The sequence below is a fragment of the Tullyiplasma multilocale ATCC 49900 genome (assembly GCF_000483165.1).
In the GTDB taxonomy this organism is placed as follows: domain Bacteria; phylum Bacillota_I; class Bacilli_A; order Mycoplasmatales; family Mycoplasmataceae; genus Tullyiplasma; species Tullyiplasma multilocale.
Genome location: NZ_AXXW01000006.1, coordinates 87370 through 107005 on the forward strand (window position 1 = coordinate 87370; position 19636 = coordinate 107005).

A 19636-nucleotide genomic window follows, 5' to 3' on the forward strand; every position below is an offset into this window, starting at 1 on the left:
CTCTAAATAACTTTAATTAAAACGAATAGTTCTTGTAGTCCCATATCAACAAAGTAGAATAATACGGCGAATATCAGCATAAAGATGACTACTGTAATATATTTCTTTGTTAGATTGTCACTACCAGATCATTTAATTTTATTAACTTCCTTCGCCATTTTAATTGGGAATTCTTTGAATGCTAATTTTCAATTAAACTTTTCTTTTTCTTTTTTAACTTTGATTTTTTGTTTTGTTTCTTTTGAAATTTTTTGTTTTGTTTTTTTGTTTGAATTTACTTGTTCATCATTAAATTCTGTTGACTGTTCAGTACTTTTTTTAGCAAGTTTTACTAATCTCTTTGCTTCACTTTTTTCAAACTTAGCAGCAGCTTTAGCTTCTGCTTTAGCTTGCTTAGAAATCTTCTCAGACATTATCTTGATTCCTTATGAATTGTGTGAGATGCACATGTTGAACAGTATTTTTTTAATACTAATCTCTCTTTTTGAGTTAAAGTACTTTTTGTAAGAGAATAATTTCTGTTTAAACAATCTTCACATACTAAGATTATTTTTCTAGTGTTTTTCGGCATAATTATTATCCTCCTTATCTTTATTATTATATAGAATGATTGCTTCGATACAACTTTTACCAACCAATTAATCTAATTTGCCTATTTTATTAGCAACTTCATATAATACTAATGCCGCAGCAACTGATGCATTGAATGAATCAATTGTTTTAGTTGATGGTATAAAAATATTCATATCACTATTTTTTGTCACTAAATCAGAAACACCTTTTTGTTCGTTTCCAATTACAATAACTGATTTGTTAGCAAAATCAACTTTTCTAACATCAACTGAATCTTTATTTAAGTTTGTTGAGTAAACTCAGAAACCATTGTCTTGCAATTCTTTGATCGCATTGCTCAAGTTATTAACTTTAGTAATGTTTAAATCATAAACTGTTCCAGCACTTGTTTTAACAACAGTTGAGTTAACCAGAACTTGTTTTCTATCTAGAATAATTACTGAATCAACACCAAGTAAACTAGCACTTCTTAAGATTGCTCCAAAGTTGTGTGGATCTTGAATTTGATCAAGCAACATTACTAAACCGTTTTCTTTTTGATTTAATTTTTCAACAGCTTCTTTGAAAGGTACATAGTTGTACTCTTTAACTTCAGCCACTATTCCTTGGTGGTTTACATACTCCATGAATAATTTTTCGATTTCAATTTCGTCTGCTTTTTTAACAGGGATTTTGAATTCTTGAATTTGAGAAATCCCATCAACATATTTTGTGTCTCTAACTCAAATTCTTCTGATCATTTTCGGGTGCTTTTGAATAAATTCTTCAACTGCATGTCTCCCATATATTAAATTTAATTGTTCTTGTTCCATGTTACACCAATTTCTTTTCTATTAAGATTGCTCTAAGCTCATCGGCTTTTGCAAAATCTTTTTGATTTAATAATTCTTTTCATTGTTTGAAGATTTCTCTATCTTCTTCAGTAAAATCAATGTTGATTAAATCTATGAATCCTAAAGTATCCAAAATATATTTCATTGATGAAATATATTGGTCAATTTTAATAGATTCTTTTTCAGTTAAAGACTTATTTAAGTCTTTAACAATTTGTTCAAGTAATGTTAACACTCTTGAAGTATTAAGGTCATTGTCCATATGCGTATTAAATTCTTCAATAATTGAATCATCTAATTTATTTGTTATTACATAATCATTCATCACTAAATGAGCAATCACTTTTTTATTGATGTTTGAAATTTTATCGAAGAACTTTTTACCTTGACCAATTAAAGATTCATTAATATTTAAAGGTTGACGATAATATGTTGTTAAGAAAATTCATCTCAATAAGTTTGGCCCATGTTCAGCAATAAAGTCTTTAGCTAAAATAGTATTACCTAATGATTTAGACATTTTTTCATCTTCTAAAGTTAAGTGTCCATTGTGCATTCAGTTTAAAGCTAACTCTTTATTGTTGTGAGCTCAAAATTGAATTCTTTCATTTTCATGATGAGGGAATTTTAGATCAATTCCACCAGCATGAATATCGATAGTTTCACCATTGAAGTAATCATCAATTAATAAAACACATTCAGTGTGTCATCCAGGTCTCCCTGGACCAAATACTGAATCTCATTTAATTCCAACATCAGTTTTCTTTCATAAAGTGAAATCTAATGGATTGTGTTTTTTTAATTCAACTTCAACACGTTCACCAGATATCAGTTCATCAATTTTTCTACCTGATAACTGACCATATTTTGATTCTCATTTCTTAATATCAAAATATACATCTCCATCAACAACATAGGCATCACCACTTTTTACCATATCTTCAATGTAAGTTAACATTAAATCTAACTTGTCAGAAATCGGCGTTAGTTGAGTTGGTCTTAAAACGTTCATAGCATCTAAGTCATCTAAATACGCATTCATATATTTAGTAGAAATTTCTTTTTCAGTTAATCCTTCTTCAATTGCCCTATTTATTATTTTGTCATCGATATCGGTAATGTTTTGTAAATAATTTACGTCAACACTTCTACTTTTTAAATATCTAACAAGAGTGTCTACTAATAAACTTGGTCTTGCATTTCCAATGTGAATGTAATTGTATACAGTCGGACCACATGAATAAATATTAATTTTTTTGTTATCTAAATCATTTGTTATAGATTTTAACGAATCATAAAGTTTAATAGTAATCACCCTTTCTATTTAGTATTTCTAATTAATGGTCTTAAAACTGAATAAACAGTTGTTAAAACAGCTGTATTAAATAATATTTTAACTGGCACTTGTACTATACGTAAAGTAACCATTGACATATATCCACCATCGTCAGCTTCAACTCCTAAGAATCCTTGATCACCTCAAGAAGCCAATAGTACTGAACATAGGATTTCTGTAACAGCACAAATAAGTATGATTGGTAAAACTATGTCTAATCATTTTGATTTTCTGGTTATGACTAGAACCCCACATAAAATGTAAATAACCACCAAGGTTATAGTCATCATCAAGACAAATAAAACCGGATAGAATGCTTTTGATATTTCCACTCCAAAGAATTTAGGTGTGAAATCATCATTTTGAACAGCTGTTTTCAAAATAAAGAATATTGAAACCGTAGCAATCACAAAGAAAGCTGAAATGATTGAAAGAGTTAATCATCTAAATTTTCCTTTTCAATCAAATGCAAATGAACCAAGTCCACTTCAGAATCCGAAACCAAGAGCTACCAAGAAGTAAGCAATGTGAATATATGATGGGACGAACATCATAGCTAACGTTTCAGTCACAAGACCAACTAAGATACCTACAACAGGTCCAAATATCATTCCGGTAATCTTAATCATGATTCCTTCGAAAGCCACTCTAACGGGCGGGAAAACAGTAATTGGAAGGGTCATAGATATAACAACAGTTATAGAAACTGATACCGCTACCATCATTGCGATGTATGTAATATTTTTAGTTGTAAATTTGATCCCTTTAAAAGGAATGTTTCTTTTCTTTTTATAACTGTAGTCAACAGTTGTATAAATGATATAAAGAAGAACCGATACTAAAGTGATACCAGCAGATACGTAAGCTAGATTGTTACCAGTTAGTAAAAAATCACTAATATTGCGCATTTTTATCTCCTTTACATTTAATTTCTATAATTTTATAGATACTAGATTATTATATTTGTTTTTCAACATCATTAATACACCAACCATATACTTTTTGAAATAAAAAAATATGGTTTGAACCATATTTTTATTAAGCTTTTTTAATTTCTAAATCACTAATTTTGAAATTTTTGAATTTTGAATTATTTTTTTCTTCATCTCTATCTTTAGGAGACATTCACATTGTATCAACTTCGTCATTGAATTGGTATCCTCTGAATACTCAGTTGATTTGTAATTGATTAACTTTTTTACCATCTTCTTTTTCAAGTGTAACTGTAGAAACACGTGGGTAGTAAACGGCTTGTAAACCTTCTAATTTGAATGTAATTTCATAATCAGTTGTTCCACTATCTGCATCAAGATCTGTGTTGTATACATATTTCATTGTTGCATCAGTTGTTATTGAAGAAATAACTGATTTTCTTGTATTGAAGATTGTTCTAGTCTCTGTTCTTGTTGGTTTATCTTTTTCTTTAATTTCTTTTTCAAATGCTGCTGCTTGAATTTTTAATTTAGAAGCATCACCATCAAATACTATTGTTTCTCAATCATTTGTAGCAAAAGCAGGATCTTTAGCTTTTTCAGCTTCAGGAGCATCAACTCATTCTAATTGAATTTGATCAATAACACCGGCGCTAATTTCATTATCTTGTTTGATTGTTTTTAAAGTATATGGGTTGAACTTATCATTTGAAGTATGCATTGGAGCTTTTTTCTCTTCTTCATCAGTTGGATCTTTAATTCCTTTATTTGCATCTTTAAATGACATTCCTTCAGCTTGAGCTTTATCTTTATTAGCTTCAAAGACAGAAGATTGTGAAGAAGTTGTTGTAATATCACCAGGTGTTAATTCAGCACTTTTAAACACTGAGTTAGTAGCTTCACCTTTTTTAGTTAATGATAAGTAACTTTCGAAGAATGCTTGAGCATCAGCATTATCAGCCATTGTTGCATTTATCATATCTAATGATGCTTTAGCACCAGCAGATTCAATTTTTGCATCTTTGTTTTCTTGAGCAAATGTATATAAGTCGTATAGCCCTTTAAATGAGTTGATTGTTGTTGATTGGTACTTGTTGTAGAAATCCACTTGTGTTCCGTCAATTTCTTCATTTAAGTAGTTACCATCAACTGAAATAGTATTAATTTTAGTTTCTGATACCGCTTCATTTCCACGGAAAGTTGTTCTAACATTTTCAACTTGTTCAGTTTTTGAAGACATACCAGCTAAGTTATAGTTTAAGATTTGTAAAGTTTCAGCCATTAAAGTTGAGTAAGGAATGAAACCTGCACTTCAGTTGTAAGCCCCACCATTAGCTGATTGTAATGAATATTTATTAATTGTTGCATCTGTTGGTTCTTTTAAAAGTTCTTTCATTGTTTTTGAAATAGCATCTTCATCTTTAATTCTGAAGGCATTTCCTTCGCTAAATACCATTTCAACTGTTGATGCTTTAACACCACAAGCAACCACTGTTGCAGCAGCTGTTCCAGCAATTGTTAATGACATTAATGAAGCTATAAGTTTTTTCATAATATGTTCCTCCCATATAGGCACTCTATTTATTAATTATACAATAAAAAAAGGATATTTAAATATCCTTAATTCATATCTATAAATTTACCAAAAGCCTTATTAAATGAAAGTTCGACAGTTCCTGTAGAACCATTTCTGTGCTTTGCAATAATTAATTCTGTTTCAGAAATTGGATCAGCAATTAATTCATCAGCTGTTTTGTTTTGGTAGTATTCTGGACGGTATAAGAACATGATGATATCAGCATCTTGTTCAATAGCTCCAGAGTCACGTAAGTCTGACATAATAGGTCTCTTATCTTCACGTTTTTCAACACTACGAGATAGTTGTGATAAACAGACAATTGAAACACCAGTATCACGAGCAATACGTTTTAATTGACGTGAAATATTAGAAATCTCATTCTGGCGATCACTTCCGTTTGAACCCGGAGTTGTAATTAATTGTAAATAATCGATAACACATAAAGTGATGTTGTGATCACGCTTTAGTTTATGTAATTTAGATTGGATTTGTTGAACAGTAACACCCGGAGTGTCATCAATGTAAATGTGAGTTGATTGAAGTCTGTCATTTGCTGAAGTGATATCAATTCAGTTTTGACGGTCAAGATTTTTACCAGTTCTTAACTTAGTTGATTCAATCGAAGTCATTGTTGATAAGATACGTTGAGTTAATTGTTCTGCTGGCATCTCTACTGAGAAAATGGCAACACCATTATCTCCTTGAGTAGCAGCATTATATGCTAGGTTTAAAGCAAATGCAGTTTTCCCCATTGAGGGACGAGCAGCTAAAATAATGAAGTCTGATGGTTGTAAACCAGAAGTAATTTTGTCTAGTTTTGAAAAACCAGTTGTAACTCCAGTAAGAGTTGCATCGCGTTGTTCTAGATCTCTAATTTTAGCAATAACATCTTTAACAGACCCACCAATTGAAATAACATCTGATTTCTTAGCATCTAAATCAATTTCTAATAAATCTCTTTGAGCTTGATCTAATACTTCGGTTAAGTTTGGGTTTGTTTTTCTTAATTCTTGAATTTGTAATAAAGTTGCATCAAATTTTCTAGCCATACTTGCTCTAAAAACGATATCAATGTAATCTTCTACCCCTTCATCAGTGTAAAAGTAACCACTTACAGCATTAATTAATTCAGGTCCCCCGGCTTGACCAAGTTGTTTTTTTTCTTCTAATAATAACGCTATTGTAGTTGATGATATTTCTCTTGAATCTTCATTTAAAGATTGAATAGCACTATAGATTAATTTATGAGCACCAAAATAGAAATCATCTGCAGTAAGGCGCATTAAAATATCGGGTAGCGCATTTGGAGAATGCATAGCAATTGCAAGAACAATCTTTTCAGATTCATCCAATACTACATTTTTTGTTTCAAATTGTTGTTCCATTTTAGGCTTCCTTTACATCTACTTTTAATTTTGCTTCAATACCAAAATCTAATTTAATAATTACATAGTGTAATCCGATAGTATTTAGGTTTGAAAAGTTTTTAAATTTTCTTTTGTCCACTTCTAATTTGTGAGCATTTAATAATTGGTTAGTAATATCTTGATTAGAAATTGAACCAAAAGCTTTTCCATCTTTTATTTGTAATTTAAAATTTAAAGTTGTTTCTTCAATAACTTTTTTAAGTTGCATAGTTTCAGCTTTAGCTAATTGTTTTTCTTCGTCAGCTGTTTGTAATTTTGTGTTTAGAGTTTTTAAACTGTTTTCTGTTGCCAACTTCACAAGCCCTTGTGGAAGTAAGAAGTTTTTAGCGTAACCATCAGAAACGTTTTTAACCTCGTCTTTTTTCCCTTGTCCTTTTACGTCTTTTAAAAATATAACTTTCATAAAATCAGTCTCCTCTTCTTTACATATAATTCTATTATAAAAAGTGATGTTATTTCACATATATAAGATATTTATGAAATAAAAAAATCGCTGCGGCGATTTAAAATTTGTTTTTAATCATCGAAATCATCATGACCAAAAACTTTGATATTTAGTCTGGATACAGATTTTTCCAATCTATCTAATCTTAAGCAAACTTCTCGTTTAAACTCTCTAAGTTCACTTCTTATTTCTTCTTTAAAGTCTTTCATTTCTTGGCGAATTTCAGCTTTGAACTCGTCCAATTCTTGCCTGATTTCTTTTTTGAAAACTTCGAATTCTATAGACAAGTTGTTAACGGCATCTAATACTTGTTTGTTTGTTACTTTCATTTTCGTCTTTTCTACCTTTAAATACTCATCGCAAAATAATTTGGCCTCTAATTTTATCTTTGCAGATCATTCATCCTTTTCTTTGTTTGAAAGTGATTTTAAAGCATCTTTAAGACCTATGGGGTGTTCTCTTGTAATTTCACCCTCTTCATTGACTTTCAACTTATATAGAACTAATTTCTTTTTCATAATATTCCTCCCATATAGTATTAGGGTGAAAAAATAAAAAAGTTACCTGTTAATTCACAACTCCATATTAACATGTGATTTCAATATTTTAGAAACTAATTTTTGTTATCTTTGACTTAAATAATAAAAAAATCGCCTAAGCGATTTTATGATTTGTTATTAATCAACAACGTATGGTAATAATCCCATTTGACGTGCTCTTTTAATAGCTAATGATAAATTTCTTTGATCTCTTGGAGATGTTCCAGTAACTCTTCTTGGTAAGATTTGTCCATTTCCTGAGATGAATTTTTTTAACATATCTACATCTTTGTAATCGATGTATTTAATGTTGTTTTTTGCAAAGAAATTAACTTTTTTTCTTTTTTTAATGAATTTTTTTTGCATAAAATTTATTCTCCTCTGTAATTAATCTCATAGTACAGATTCATCATCACTTAAGATGATTTCATCTTCTTTTGAAGAATCATTAATAGGTTGTGCTTGTTGATTTGCAAAACCGTTAACTTGATCTAAATCGAAGTTAGAATCGTTTTTTGTGTATGTGTTGTTTGATGATTGTTGATCGTTTGAACCGCTTCTGCTGTCTAAGAATTCTACACGGTCAGCGTTTACATTTACGATAGTTTCGTATCTACCGTCTGTATTGTTATTTCTTACTGAAATTCGTCCTGTAACAGCGACTTGACTTCCTTTTTTAAGGAATCTAGCCATATTTTCTGCTTGTTTGTCTCACGCTACACAAGGAATAAAGTTTGTATACTCTTTTCCTCCACTGTAGTCTGAAACAGCCAATGTGAACCCAACAAATTTAGAACCTGTTGAAGTGTCACGTAATTCAATGTCTCTGGCAATTCTACCAATTAAACATACTTGATTCATAATGATGTCCTTCTTTCGTATTTAAATATACTATTTAACTTCTTCAGTTTTAACTTCAGCTTTTGGAGCTTCGTTTGTTGTTGGTTTGTTAAATGGTTTTTTAAAGTTTCTTCTTTCACGACGTTCTTCTTCGAATTTAGTCATGTCAGTTTTTGATAACTTAGTTGTTTGTTCATAGTTTTGAACGTTTTCAGTATTTAATACTAAAGTTCTAACAACGTGTTTTTCAATACCAGCCACACGTTCAAATTCAGCTACAGCTGCTGTTGATGTTTCAACAATAACAACTGAGTAAATTCCTTTTTTCTTGTGGTTGATTTCGTAAGCGAAGTCCATTAATCCTCATTCTTCACTTTCGATGATTTTTCCGTCTGATGCTAAGATGTTGTTTAATTTAGTTTGTAAAGCAACAGCGTCAGTAACGTCTTGATCTAAAATATACATAATTTCGTATTTTCTAATCATAAATATATCCTCCTTATGGTCTTTGGGCCTTTGGGCCAAGGAGTTAATCCGTGTAATTAACTCGCAATATTGATTATATATTATAAATTGGGAGTTTTCCACAATGAGATAACTAAAATTGAATTATTAAAAAACAAAAAAATGAGAGGGAATACCTCTTATTTTTGTATTAATCTCTTGGTTTCATTTGTGGGAATAATAAAACATCTTTGATTGATTCAGAGTTTGTTAATAACATAACTAATCTATCAATTCCGATCCCAATACCAGCAGTTGGTGGCATTGCGTGTTCTAGAGCTTCAATAAAGTCTAAGTCTAAGTCTGTTGCTTCATCATTTCCAGCAGCTTCTTCAGCAATTTGAGCTTTGAATCTGTCATATTGATCGATTGGATCATTTAATTCTGAGAAGGCATTAGCGTATTCTCTTCCGACAATAAATAATTCGAATCTGTCTGTGAATCTTGGATCTTCAGCATTAGCTTTTGATAATGGTGAAATTTCTTTTGGGTGACCATAAACAAATGTTGGTTCAATAATTGTTGACTCAACAAATTCTTCATAGAATAAGTTAATGATGTGCCCAACAGTTTGCTCGTGTTTAGCCACTTGAACTTTGTGTTCTTGTGCTATTTTCATAGCTTCTTCAACTGTCATTTCTTTTCAGAAATCTACACCAGTTACGTTTTTAATTCCATCAACCATGTGTAATCTTGCAAATGGTTTTGATAAATCTAAATCATGACCACCATAATTAATTACATCTGGGTTTCCAACAGCAATATTACATGCTCTGAAAATTTGTTCAGTTAAGTCCATTAAGAAGAACATATCTTCATAAGCAACATATAATTCAACTGATGTAAATTCTGGGTTGTGTCTTGTTGACATTCCTTCGTTTCTGAAGATACGTCCAATTTCATAAACTCCTTCGAATCCACCAACGATTAAACGTTTTAAGTGTAATTCTGTAGCAATACGTAGGTATACATCAGTATCCAATGCATTGTAGTGAGTTTCGAACGGTTTAGCAGCAGCTCCCCCTCTTAATGAGTGTAAAATAGGAGTTTCAACTTCCATGTAACCTTTGTTATCTAAGAATTGTTGTAATGTTCTGATGATTTTAGTTCTTGCTTGGAAAGTTTTTTTAACGTCTTGATTCATAATTAAATCAACATATCTTCTTCTGTATTTTTCTTCAATATCTTGAATACCAGCATGTTTATCAGGTAATGGTCTTAAAGCTTTTGATAATAAAACATATTCTTTAGCACGAATTGATAATTCTCCGTGATCAGTTTTCATCATGATACCTTTAATACCAATAATATCTCCTAAGTCTAATTCTCTAAAGTCAGCGAAGTCTTCTTCACCAATTTCATCTAATCTAACATAAAGTTGGATTGAACCATCTTGATCATCAATATTTACGAAAGCAGCTTTTTTACCAGCTTCTCTATATAATTTGATTCTTCCGGCAACTGAAACAATTTCTTGATCCATATTTGCTAATTCTTCTTTTGTAAAGCTACCAAATTTTTCATTTAATTCTGTTAATGTGTTTGTTCTAACATATTTAGAAATTTTAAATGGGTCTTTACCAGCTTCAACTAATTTTGCATATTTTTCACGACGAACAAGTTCTTGTTCTGTGAATTTTCTTTCTTCGATAGCCATTTGTCTATTCTCCTTTTTTATACTCTTCAATGATTGCTTTTGCATCATTCAAAGTTTCGATGTGATTTGATTTTTCTTTAAGCTCTTTAATATTTGATTTCTTAGGTAAAACATCTAAGTATCAAGTTAAGTGCTTACGGAATTCTCTCATCCCTCATTCTTCAGTTCTAATCTTAATTAACATTTCTGCATGTTTAACTACAGTTTCTTCTCATTCTTCAATGCTTGGGCCTTCAAGTTCAAGTCCTGTTTCTAAGAAGTGATTTACTTGCCCAAAAATTCATGGGTTACCTTGACATGCACGTGATATCATCACCGCGTCACAACCTGTTTCATCCAACATTTTTTTAGCAGATTTTGCATCAACTACATCACCATTTCCTATTACAGGAATTGAAACAGCATCTTTAACTTCTTTAATTTTTTCTCAGTCGGCATGACCTGTGTAAAATTCTGATCTAGTTCTTCCATGAACAGCAATCGCACTTGCTCCTGCTTTTTCAATTAATTTAGCAACTTCAACAGCATTAACACTATCTTTATCTCATCCAAGTCTAATCTTTGCAGTTACAGGTTTCTTTGTGTTTTCTACAACTGCCTTAACAATATCAAATATTAAATCTGGTGTTTTTAATAAACTTGATCCCGAAGCTGATCTGACAGCCACTTTAGGTGCTGGACAACCAATATTTAAGTCGATAATATCACAATCAACATTTTGATCAATTCACTTTGTTGCTTTAATAAATGATTCAACATCATTTCCAAATATTTGCATACTCATTGGGTGCTCTTCAGAGTTAACTCCAAGCATACTAAAAGTCTTAGCGTTTTCATGAACCATACCTTCAATTGAAACCATTTCAGCAACTACTAATGCAGCCCCTTTTTCTTTAGCAATAACTCTAAAGGGTTCGTTTGAAATTCCAGCCATTGGCCCTTGAATTGCTTTACCATTAATTTCTACATTTCCTATTTTGAACATCTTAACCTACCTTGTTCCCTTTTACGTAAAACTTACCGTTAATTTCAGTAAAGAAAACAGAAACCTTTTCACTATCTTCTTTGAAAAATTCAACTAGGTGATTTGTTAATAGTTGTTCTTTGTCTGGACGAGCCATTCATTCTACAGTTACATAGATTGGAGTTTGCTTGCCTTGTTCAGGGAAAATCTTTGATCCTTCTGCAATAAACATAATATTTGCAGGATCAGCTACAACAAGTTGTGCGATTTCATTAATTTTTTTTGAGTATTCTTCTACTCTTTTTTCTGATATTCCACTAAATTTTAAAATTGGCATAATCTATCTCCTTTATCTTTGCATATTTATTTTATTTTAACTTTTTATAGGGTAAAAGACAATAAACATAAGGAAACAACACAAACTATTTAGATAATAAAAAAATCACCCGTAGGTGATTTGATTAAGATCAATCAATTGTTGAAGGATCTGCAGGTTTTTTGTTGTGTTCTAATTTGTCAATTAAACCATTTTTGATGTGAATTACAGTATTTGCAATTGTGGCAATGTTGGGGTTGTGAGTAACAACAACAACAGTTGTTTTGTATTCGCGGTTAACTTTAACTAAGATTTCAAGAACTTTACGTCCCATTTCTTCATCTAAAGCCCCTGTTGGTTCATCGGCAAATAAGATGTTAGGGTTTTTCGCTAACGCACGTGCGATAGATACACGTTGTTGTTGTCCCCCTGACATTTGGTGTGGGTATTTATGCATTTGTTCTTTCATTCCGATTGTATCGAAAATTGTGTCAATATCCATACCTGATTTATTACTTGATAAGTTTTCCCCAACTTCAGCGTTTTCTTTAGCTGTTAAGTTAGTTAATAAGTTATATTGTTGGAAAATGAAACCAACATTACGACGACGGAATTTTGTTAAGTGTGAATCTTTTAATAGTGTTAAGTTTGACCCTAAAACAAATACGTCTCCTTCACTAGCTTTATCTAATCCAGAAATGATGTTTAAGAATGTAGTTTTCCCTGATCCAGATGGTCCAAGAATAACAATGAAATCACCTTGATCTAATTGAATATCAATACCTTTAAGAACAGGTGTTTCTAAATCTCCTGTGATGTATGATTTTCTTACATTTTTTAATTCATAAACGTGTTTTGATACTTCTGGTTTGAAATTTTGAGTTGTAATAATTGCGCCATCTAAGATATCTTTAGAATATTTAGATGTTAATTGTTTACGACGTTTTTCTTTTTGTTTTAAACCTTTAATACCTTCTTCGTATTTAGTTTCGTCTTCAATAACGATAAATTCACGATCACCCATTACGTCAAAAGCATCAGTATCTTCTTTTGATTTTTTAACTGGTTTGATTGTTTCTTTTTTAATATCTTTTGTATCGATTTTCGCTTCTACAGTTTTTGTAGTTTTTTTAGCTTTAGGTGTTTCAACAACAACTTCTTCTTTTATGATGTCTTTAGCCATTTCGACTTCTCCAATTCTTGATATATTATTACCATTTTGAGCATCTTCAATCTTTTGTTCGATTTCAGAGATTGCCCCTTTTATTAAACTGATATTTTTTTCCTTCTTCGGATTTTCGTCCAATTCAGAATATTCTTGATTTTCTAAGTTTAAATTAGCTTGCTCAAGCATAGCTTTTAATCTTGAAAGGTAATTTTCATTCATACGAAAACCTCCTGTTATATTTTTAAAACAATGTCTTGATTATTCTATCATAATAAATAAACATTAATCGATTAGGTCTTTTAACTTTTCAATTCCAATATCGAATTTTGTATTACAGAATTCACAAACAACTTCTACGTTATTTCCTTCTTCAATAATGCTTTTTATTTCATCTTGTCCTAACATTTTGATTGAGTTCAAAGTTTTTTCCTCTGAACATGTACATTCAAATTTCAGTTCGAATTGTTCTAAGATTACAGCATCATCAATGATTTCATTAATTAATGCTTCATAGTTTGTAGACTCGATTAAGATATCGCCAACATAGGCACTATTCCCAATTTTTGTTTCAAGATAATCTATATCTTCATCAGTGTGAGTAGGTAACAGTTGTACTAAAATTCCGACAACTTTTTTAACTTTCATATCTTTATCTAAAACAGCTTTTGTTGTAATAAATGATTGAACTTGATTTGATGATTTGAAGTAGTTCATGAAATCTAAGTCAATACTTCCATCAACTAAATCAGTACTTGATACATAAGGGTCTTTCATGTTTAAGTCTTGTGAAACTAATAATTGACCTTGTGTACCAACTGTTTTAATAATTGGATTTTCAACACCTTCAAATAAACCTGTTGGATCAAAGTTATTTCTTTGTGCATAACTTCTAACTTTATTGTTTTGGAACTCAGTGATCATTTTACCAATTGCCCCATCAGTTGTTGTGATGTTGGCAGTCATTCTTTCACCGTTTTTTAATTCCATTCCGATTAGAGCATTTGCTGCTGTAAATTTTGACAACGCAATTGCTGCTAATGGGTTTGAGTTTTGTAACTCCGTAATTGTTCTCATAGATTCTGAAATATCAACGATTGATATTTTAGCATTATGTTTTGAACTCATACCTCTAATTCTCATATCCATATATATATGTTCTCCTTTTATTTGTATAAAAATAACGAAGCGACTATAAGCGCTTCGTTATTTAGATTATATATTAATTTTTAAAAATTATTCAGCATCTGTTTCTTCATCAAGAACGTCATCTAAATCGATGTCGATGATTTCACCAGCATCTTTTTTATCCTGTTCTTTTTGATATTTAGCTTTTTCTTCTAAAACTTCTTTTGGTAATTTACATTCTTTGTCAATGTAATCAATTTGTTCAGCAGTAATAGTTTCTAATACACTTAATGATTCAGCTAATAATTCTAATGTTTCCATATTTTCTCTAATTAATTTAAGAGCCAATACATAAGCTTCTTCTAAGATACGGTTAATTTCTTTATCAATCTTATCAGCAGTTTCATCAGAGTAAGTACCTTCCATTTTTCCATATGATTGTTCAGCATCAGTTAGGTATTTTGTTAATCCTAATTCTGACATACCAAATTGAACAACCATTCTTCTAGCAATGTTTGTAGCTTTATCTAAGTCATCGTGAGCTCCAGTTGTAACATATTCTTTACCAAACATGATTTCTTCAGCTGCACGTCCACCTAGGTATCCGGCAATTGTTGCATATAAATCTTGTTTTGATGAGAAGATTGTTTCATCTTTAGGAGTCATAATTGTATATCCACCAGCGTTTCCACGAGGGATAATTGTAACTTTTTGAACTTTAGAAGCGCTTTCTAATTTAAGACCAATTAAAGCATGTCCTGATTCATGGTAAGAAACAATTTTTTTATCTTGTAAAGTCATCGCACGTGATTTTTTAGCTGGTCCACCAACTACACGGTCAATAGCTTCATCAATTTCAACAATTGTAATAATATCTTTTTTCTCACGAACCATTAAAATAGCAGCTTCGTTTAATACGTTTTCTAATTGAGCACCAGAGAAACCAGGTGTTCTTTCAGCAACTCTATGTCAATCAACAGAAGAACTAATTTTTTTAGATCTAGCATGTAATTCTAAGATAGCTTTACGTTCTTTAATATCTGGTAAAGAAACTTGGATAACACGGTCAAAACGACCAGGTCTTAAAAGGGCAGGGTCTAATACGTCTGCACGGTTTGTTGCAGCCATAACAATAACTCCAGAGTTAGTTCCAAATCCATCCATCTCAACCAATAATTGGTTAAGTGTTTGTTCATTTGTACCTGTCCCTGACATTGAGTTACGCTTACGTCCAACTGCATCAATCTCATCGATGAAAATAATTGCAGGTGCAGCTTTTTTAGCGTCTGAGAACATTTCACGAACACGACTTGCTCCAACCCCTACGAACATTTCTTCGAATTCTGATCCAGCGATTGAGAAGAATGCTACTCCAGCTTCTCCAGCAACAGCTTTAGCAAGTAAAGTCTTACCAGTACCTGGTGGACCTTCCATTAAAACACCTTTAGGTGCTCTTGCTCCAGCATCCGCATATTTTTTAGGGAATTTTAAGTAATCAACTAATTCTACTAATTCAGTTTTTTCTTCTTCAATTCCAGCAACATCTGAGAATTTAATATCAGATTTTGTTTGACGGGCTTTGTTTTTTCCCATTCCAAACATTCCTGAAGCTCCACCAGCTCCAGCTCCGCCTTTTGTCATCATTCAGAACATTAGTCCATAAATAACGATTAATACCAACATTGGCAACATTGATGAAATCAATGCACCAGCAGTTGAACCTGAGTAAGGAACTGTTTGTCAACCTCCACGGATTGCGATGTCAATTAAGCCCTCAAATGCACTAATAGAACCATTAGTTGTAAACTTAACTCATCCTCCACCTTGTTGCATTAAACCAGAAATGTGTGCTGTTCCAGCAGATGTGTATTGAACAGTAACATTTTGAATTTGCTCAGGACTTAAATTAGCTAAGTCAGCAAAATCAGTTAGTAGTAATCCTTGAACTGAACCTTTAGATGTCATTCAAATAACTGTTGTAACAATTATTAAAACTAATAACAAAATAAGTCAGAATCAAAGTGATGATTTTTTCTTTTTCATATTATTTCCCCTTCCAGATAAATATAGTTAAATAATACCATATAAAAAGTGGCCTTTTATAGAGCTACCTATGTATTTTATTTAATATTTTATGATTGGTTTCACTGTATACAACAGCTTTTAAAATTCTTAATTTATATTTTATTTTATTGTTGATTAGGTAACGATTGGTTTTGACCCCATCAACAGTGGTTTTCAACTTGTAGTCCTCATAATTTGTGGTTACAACATACGGATAGTTCTCACCGTCATTTTTGATGGCATTGAAGATATCTAATCAATTAATAAATTCTTCAGTTCTATAAAGTTCATCACGACCACTAATGGTTAACGTAATTGGTTTTAAATACTCTGTGTTCAATAAATATAACGCATCAAAGTCTTTTACTAATGTCTCTCCGCCTATCTCAATTGTTCAAAATACCTTTTTTGAGGTTTTAATACGTTTAGCAATTTCGGTGATTGTGCTGTTTTTTCTATTCTGTAATAAATGTTCTTTTTTGAGTAATTTAAAGTACTGATAAACAATACGCTCAATCACTTTAACGTCAAAGTCCTTTAAATCATCTTTGATCACCAAGTGATCAGCTGTCATATTGTTATTAGTATAGAAATTTACTAAATTTTTGATTTGATCAAGATTTTCATTATCGATATTAATTTCTTTTAAGTACTTTTCAAAATCCTTTTCATCTAAATTAGCTCTAAATTTATTTCTTAAGTATTTTTGATCGAAATTTGTAGAATCAATCGCATAAGGAATGTTCTTTTCAACCAGATACTTGATGACCTCACTCTTTTTAACATCAAGCATTGGTCTGATGATATTCAAAGTTTTGTAACTTGAAAATCTAGAGATACCAAAAAAATCTACATTGTTGTTTCTTTGTTTCTGCATCAAGTAAGTCTCTATCACATCATTTTGATTATGACCAACTACTAAGGTTTTAAGATTGTATTTATTAGCGATTTCTACGAAGAAATCATAGCGAGTAGTTCTAGCTCAGTCCTCGAAATTATTTTTGAATTGTTTATAATCAATATCTATATTTTTGATTTCTAGATTCAATTTATACTTTGCACAATATTCTTCGACAATCTTTTGATCAAACGAAGAATCATCTCTAAAGTTGTAGTTAACATGACAAACAACCATTTTGGTACCGCTCTCGCGTAGATTGTCTAATAGAAAAATGCTGTCTGGTCCCCCAGAAACAGCAATTAAATAAGTTTGATTCGGATTTAATCTAATCATGTTAAATCACCTCGATTAATCTCTAAATAGTTTTAATAATTCAGTTGTATAAGTTTCATCATCATTATGAGCAATAAGTGGAGGAAGAATTTCCATACCCTCATTACCATTCAGAATTCCATCTATCAAAATAGTTTTAGCTGGATGGTCAATTTTCGAATGAACAAATTGCATGCGCTTTGGAATGATGTCATATTTCTTGAAGTAGGTAATAATCTCTCCAGCTCTTTCAGCACGGTGAACCATTGTGAACACACCACCATTTTTTAAAGCAAGCGCTCCAGCTTTAACAATTTCTTCAAGAGTTATCAAAGTTTCATGACGCGCATTAACAACTTCTTGGCTAATTTCTTTCAACTTAGGAGAACCATCCATTTTAAAAAATGGCGGATTACACAAAATCATATCAAAACTATCGTGTTCCATTTTTGCGAAATCTTTAATATCACTATGAACAATAGATACTTGATCATCTAAATTATTCAAAGCAATGTTTTCTCTTGCTAAATCAACCGCTTTTTCTTGAATTTCTACACCAACAATTTTAGCTTGTGTATATCTACTCAGAATCAGTGGTATAACAGCATTATTAGTCCCGAAATCAGCGATTAAACGTCTCTTGTTACTTAGATTGGCAAAACGCGCAATCAGTACACTATCAAGGGTAAAATTGAACATTTCACTATCTTGGTAAAGATTCAAATCTTTATATCCTAATAAATCATTTAATACTTTCATTACAATACCTCTGCTATGTTAATAAAATAATTATCTATTGCTACATTAGTATTAAACATGTACTTCAGATCTTCAATAAAAACTAAAGTGTGTTCAGCAAATTGCGGATATTCTCTTATTATTGTTCTTGAATAACTTTCTTCAATCATTTCGATTAATTCTTTTTTATCCATCTTTTTAAAATTATTTGCCGCTAGCAAATAAATATCAGACTTTTTAGTTGATAATATTTTTTCAAACTTATTTTGTTCAAAATCTTCATGGATTGTTTCTGAAACGAATAACTTACATCTTGATTTTATTGTTTGCAAAATTTTACTACGATCATTTGATAATAAAACAGCATATGTATTTAATGGCGGTTCTTCTAAAAATTTAAGCAATGAGTTTGAAGCTTCCGTCTTTAAATTTTCTGCATTTTTAATGACATAGAACTTATTTCCATTTGCCTCAGCTGCAGTTAAACTTAATTGGTCCATCATTTTTTGGATTTCAGCTTTAGATACCGCTGTTGCTCCATCTCCAATGTACACAACGTCCATCAATGTGTGTTCAAGTGCTCTTTTACACATATTACAATCATCTTTTTGATATGACTTATTTTCACAATATACAAATCTTATCAATTCATCAGTAATGGCAACTATGTCGTTTTGTTTTTTTGAATTTAAAATTATTGAACTAAATAACTGATCATCTTTATATAAATCTTTTAAGTGATTAGTTAACGTGTTTGTTTTCATATTTCGCTAAAGCTTCAACAATAATTTTTCTTGTTTCTTGTTGAACTTCTTCAATTCCTAAATTAGCATCAATAACTTCAAAACGATCTGGATATTTATTAATAAGAGCTTTATAACCTTCCATTACTTTTTGTTTAAATTCAACTTGTTCACGATCAAGTCTGTTCATTTCATCAACACGGCCGTTGATTCTTTTTTCTGCTTCATCAAGTCTTAGATCGAAGTAGATTGTCAGATCTGGTTTAAAACCTTCAAGAACTATGTTTTGAATTTGGTCAAGTTTTTCGACTCCGACTCCACGAGCTTGCCCTTGATAAACAGTTGTTGAATCCATGAATCTATCAGAAATAACAACAGCTCCTCTTTTTAGTGCGGGGGCAATTACTTTAACTAGATGTTCACGACGTGCAGCTATAAATAATAACGCTTCAGTTAAACCATCCATTCCTTCGCTATGATCGGTTAAAATAACATCTCTAATTTCTTCAGCAACTTTAATACCACCAGGTTCACGAGTAAGAACTACTTCATGACCTAATTGTTCTAAAAATTCTTTGATTGGAGCAATAGCTGTTGATTTACCGCTACCATCCATTCCTTCTAAACTTATAAACATATT

General features: G+C 31.1%; 22 protein-coding genes. All 22 read right to left on the reverse strand.

Going from position 1 to position 19636, the window contains the following annotated elements:
* Positions 1 to 2: 2 nt before the first annotated feature.
* Positions 3 to 413 carry a preprotein translocase subunit SecE gene (gene secE, locus G319_RS04620; protein WP_156902660.1) on the reverse strand — a complete coding sequence of 137 codons (411 nt, stop codon included), beginning with the start codon at positions 411 to 413 and terminating at the stop codon, positions 3 to 5.
* Positions 413 to 571 carry a 50S ribosomal protein L33 gene (gene rpmG, locus G319_RS0101755; RefSeq protein ID WP_026389411.1) on the reverse strand — a complete coding sequence of 53 codons (159 nt, stop codon included), beginning with the start codon at positions 569 to 571 and terminating at the stop codon, positions 413 to 415. The genes secE and rpmG overlap by 1 nt, the downstream gene beginning before the upstream one ends.
* A gap of 67 nt (positions 572 to 638) precedes the next feature.
* Positions 639 to 1385 carry a 23S rRNA (guanosine(2251)-2'-O)-methyltransferase RlmB gene (gene rlmB, locus G319_RS0101760; RefSeq protein WP_026389412.1) on the reverse strand — a complete coding sequence of 249 codons (747 nt, stop codon included), beginning with the start codon at positions 1383 to 1385 and terminating at the stop codon, positions 639 to 641.
* A 1-nt stretch (position 1386) separates the two neighbouring features.
* Positions 1387 to 2721 (reverse strand): cysteine--tRNA ligase, encoded by a 1335-nt coding sequence (gene cysS, locus G319_RS0101765; RefSeq protein WP_280123365.1) that lies wholly within the window; start codon positions 2719 to 2721, stop codon positions 1387 to 1389.
* 5 nt (positions 2722 to 2726) lie between these two features.
* Complete coding sequence (locus tag G319_RS04625; protein WP_035358774.1) at positions 2727 to 3650, reverse strand: ECF transporter S component; 924 nt, start codon at positions 3648 to 3650, stop codon at positions 2727 to 2729.
* Positions 3651 to 3780: 130 nt separating this feature from the next.
* On the reverse strand, positions 3781 to 5226 hold the full coding sequence (locus tag G319_RS09180) for a hypothetical protein (RefSeq protein ID WP_026389415.1): 1446 nt from the start codon (positions 5224 to 5226) through the stop codon (positions 3781 to 3783).
* Positions 5227 to 5294: 68 nt separating this feature from the next.
* On the reverse strand, positions 5295 to 6638 hold the full coding sequence (gene dnaB / locus G319_RS0101785) for a replicative DNA helicase (RefSeq protein ID WP_026389416.1): 1344 nt from the start codon (positions 6636 to 6638) through the stop codon (positions 5295 to 5297).
* 1 nt (position 6639) lies between these two features.
* Positions 6640 to 7083, reverse strand: coding sequence for a 50S ribosomal protein L9 (gene rplI / locus G319_RS0101790; RefSeq protein ID WP_026389417.1), 444 nt, complete (start codon positions 7081 to 7083; stop codon positions 6640 to 6642).
* A gap of 113 nt (positions 7084 to 7196) precedes the next feature.
* Positions 7197 to 7643, reverse strand: a complete 447-nt coding sequence (locus G319_RS09185) for a hypothetical protein (RefSeq protein WP_051350858.1) — start codon at positions 7641 to 7643, stop codon at positions 7197 to 7199.
* A 159-nt stretch (positions 7644 to 7802) separates the two neighbouring features.
* On the reverse strand, positions 7803 to 8030 hold the full coding sequence (rpsR, locus tag G319_RS0101800; RefSeq protein WP_026389418.1) for a 30S ribosomal protein S18: 228 nt from the start codon (positions 8028 to 8030) through the stop codon (positions 7803 to 7805).
* Between the two features lie 21 nt (positions 8031 to 8051).
* Positions 8052 to 8525 carry a single-stranded DNA-binding protein gene (locus tag G319_RS0101805; protein ID WP_035358776.1) on the reverse strand — a complete coding sequence of 158 codons (474 nt, stop codon included), beginning with the start codon at positions 8523 to 8525 and terminating at the stop codon, positions 8052 to 8054.
* A gap of 30 nt (positions 8526 to 8555) precedes the next feature.
* Positions 8556 to 8990: a 30S ribosomal protein S6 gene (gene rpsF / locus G319_RS04635; RefSeq protein WP_051350859.1), complete on the reverse strand. Its 435-nt coding sequence runs from the start codon at positions 8988 to 8990 to the stop codon at positions 8556 to 8558.
* Positions 8991 to 9159: 169 nt separating this feature from the next.
* Positions 9160 to 10665, reverse strand: coding sequence for a lysine--tRNA ligase (gene lysS / locus G319_RS0101815; protein WP_035358778.1), 1506 nt, complete (start codon positions 10663 to 10665; stop codon positions 9160 to 9162).
* 4 nt (positions 10666 to 10669) lie between these two features.
* Positions 10670 to 11650: a tRNA dihydrouridine synthase DusB gene (gene dusB, locus G319_RS0101820; protein WP_026389421.1), complete on the reverse strand. Its 981-nt coding sequence runs from the start codon at positions 11648 to 11650 to the stop codon at positions 10670 to 10672.
* 1 nt (position 11651) lies between these two features.
* Positions 11652 to 11966 carry a DUF1904 family protein gene (locus G319_RS0101825; protein WP_026389422.1) on the reverse strand — a complete coding sequence of 105 codons (315 nt, stop codon included), beginning with the start codon at positions 11964 to 11966 and terminating at the stop codon, positions 11652 to 11654.
* Positions 11967 to 12090: 124 nt separating this feature from the next.
* Positions 12091 to 12969, reverse strand: coding sequence for an ABC transporter ATP-binding protein (locus G319_RS0101830; RefSeq protein WP_051350862.1), 879 nt, complete (start codon positions 12967 to 12969; stop codon positions 12091 to 12093).
* Between the two features lie 426 nt (positions 12970 to 13395).
* The gene (locus G319_RS0101835; protein WP_026389424.1) at positions 13396 to 14259 is read right to left on the reverse strand and encodes an Hsp33 family molecular chaperone HslO; all 864 of its coding nucleotides are present in this window, start codon (positions 14257 to 14259) and stop codon (positions 13396 to 13398) included.
* A gap of 87 nt (positions 14260 to 14346) precedes the next feature.
* Positions 14347 to 16281 (reverse strand): ATP-dependent zinc metalloprotease FtsH, encoded by a 1935-nt coding sequence (gene ftsH, locus G319_RS0101840; RefSeq protein ID WP_026389425.1) that lies wholly within the window; start codon positions 16279 to 16281, stop codon positions 14347 to 14349.
* Positions 16282 to 16345: 64 nt separating this feature from the next.
* The gene (gene tilS / locus G319_RS0101845; protein ID WP_026389426.1) at positions 16346 to 17536 is read right to left on the reverse strand and encodes a tRNA lysidine(34) synthetase TilS; all 1191 of its coding nucleotides are present in this window, start codon (positions 17534 to 17536) and stop codon (positions 16346 to 16348) included.
* Between the two features lie 15 nt (positions 17537 to 17551).
* Entirely contained in the window at positions 17552 to 18274 is a 723-nt protein-coding gene (locus G319_RS0101850; RefSeq protein ID WP_026389427.1) for a tRNA1(Val) (adenine(37)-N6)-methyltransferase, read from the reverse strand.
* On the reverse strand, positions 18274 to 19017 hold the full coding sequence (locus G319_RS0101855; RefSeq protein WP_026389428.1) for a hypothetical protein: 744 nt from the start codon (positions 19015 to 19017) through the stop codon (positions 18274 to 18276). The genes G319_RS0101850 and G319_RS0101855 overlap by 1 nt, the downstream gene beginning before the upstream one ends.
* On the reverse strand, positions 18995 to 19633 hold the full coding sequence (gene tmk, locus G319_RS0101860) for a dTMP kinase (RefSeq protein WP_026389429.1): 639 nt from the start codon (positions 19631 to 19633) through the stop codon (positions 18995 to 18997). The genes G319_RS0101855 and tmk overlap by 23 nt, the downstream gene beginning before the upstream one ends.
* Positions 19634 to 19636: the final 3 nt, after the last annotated feature.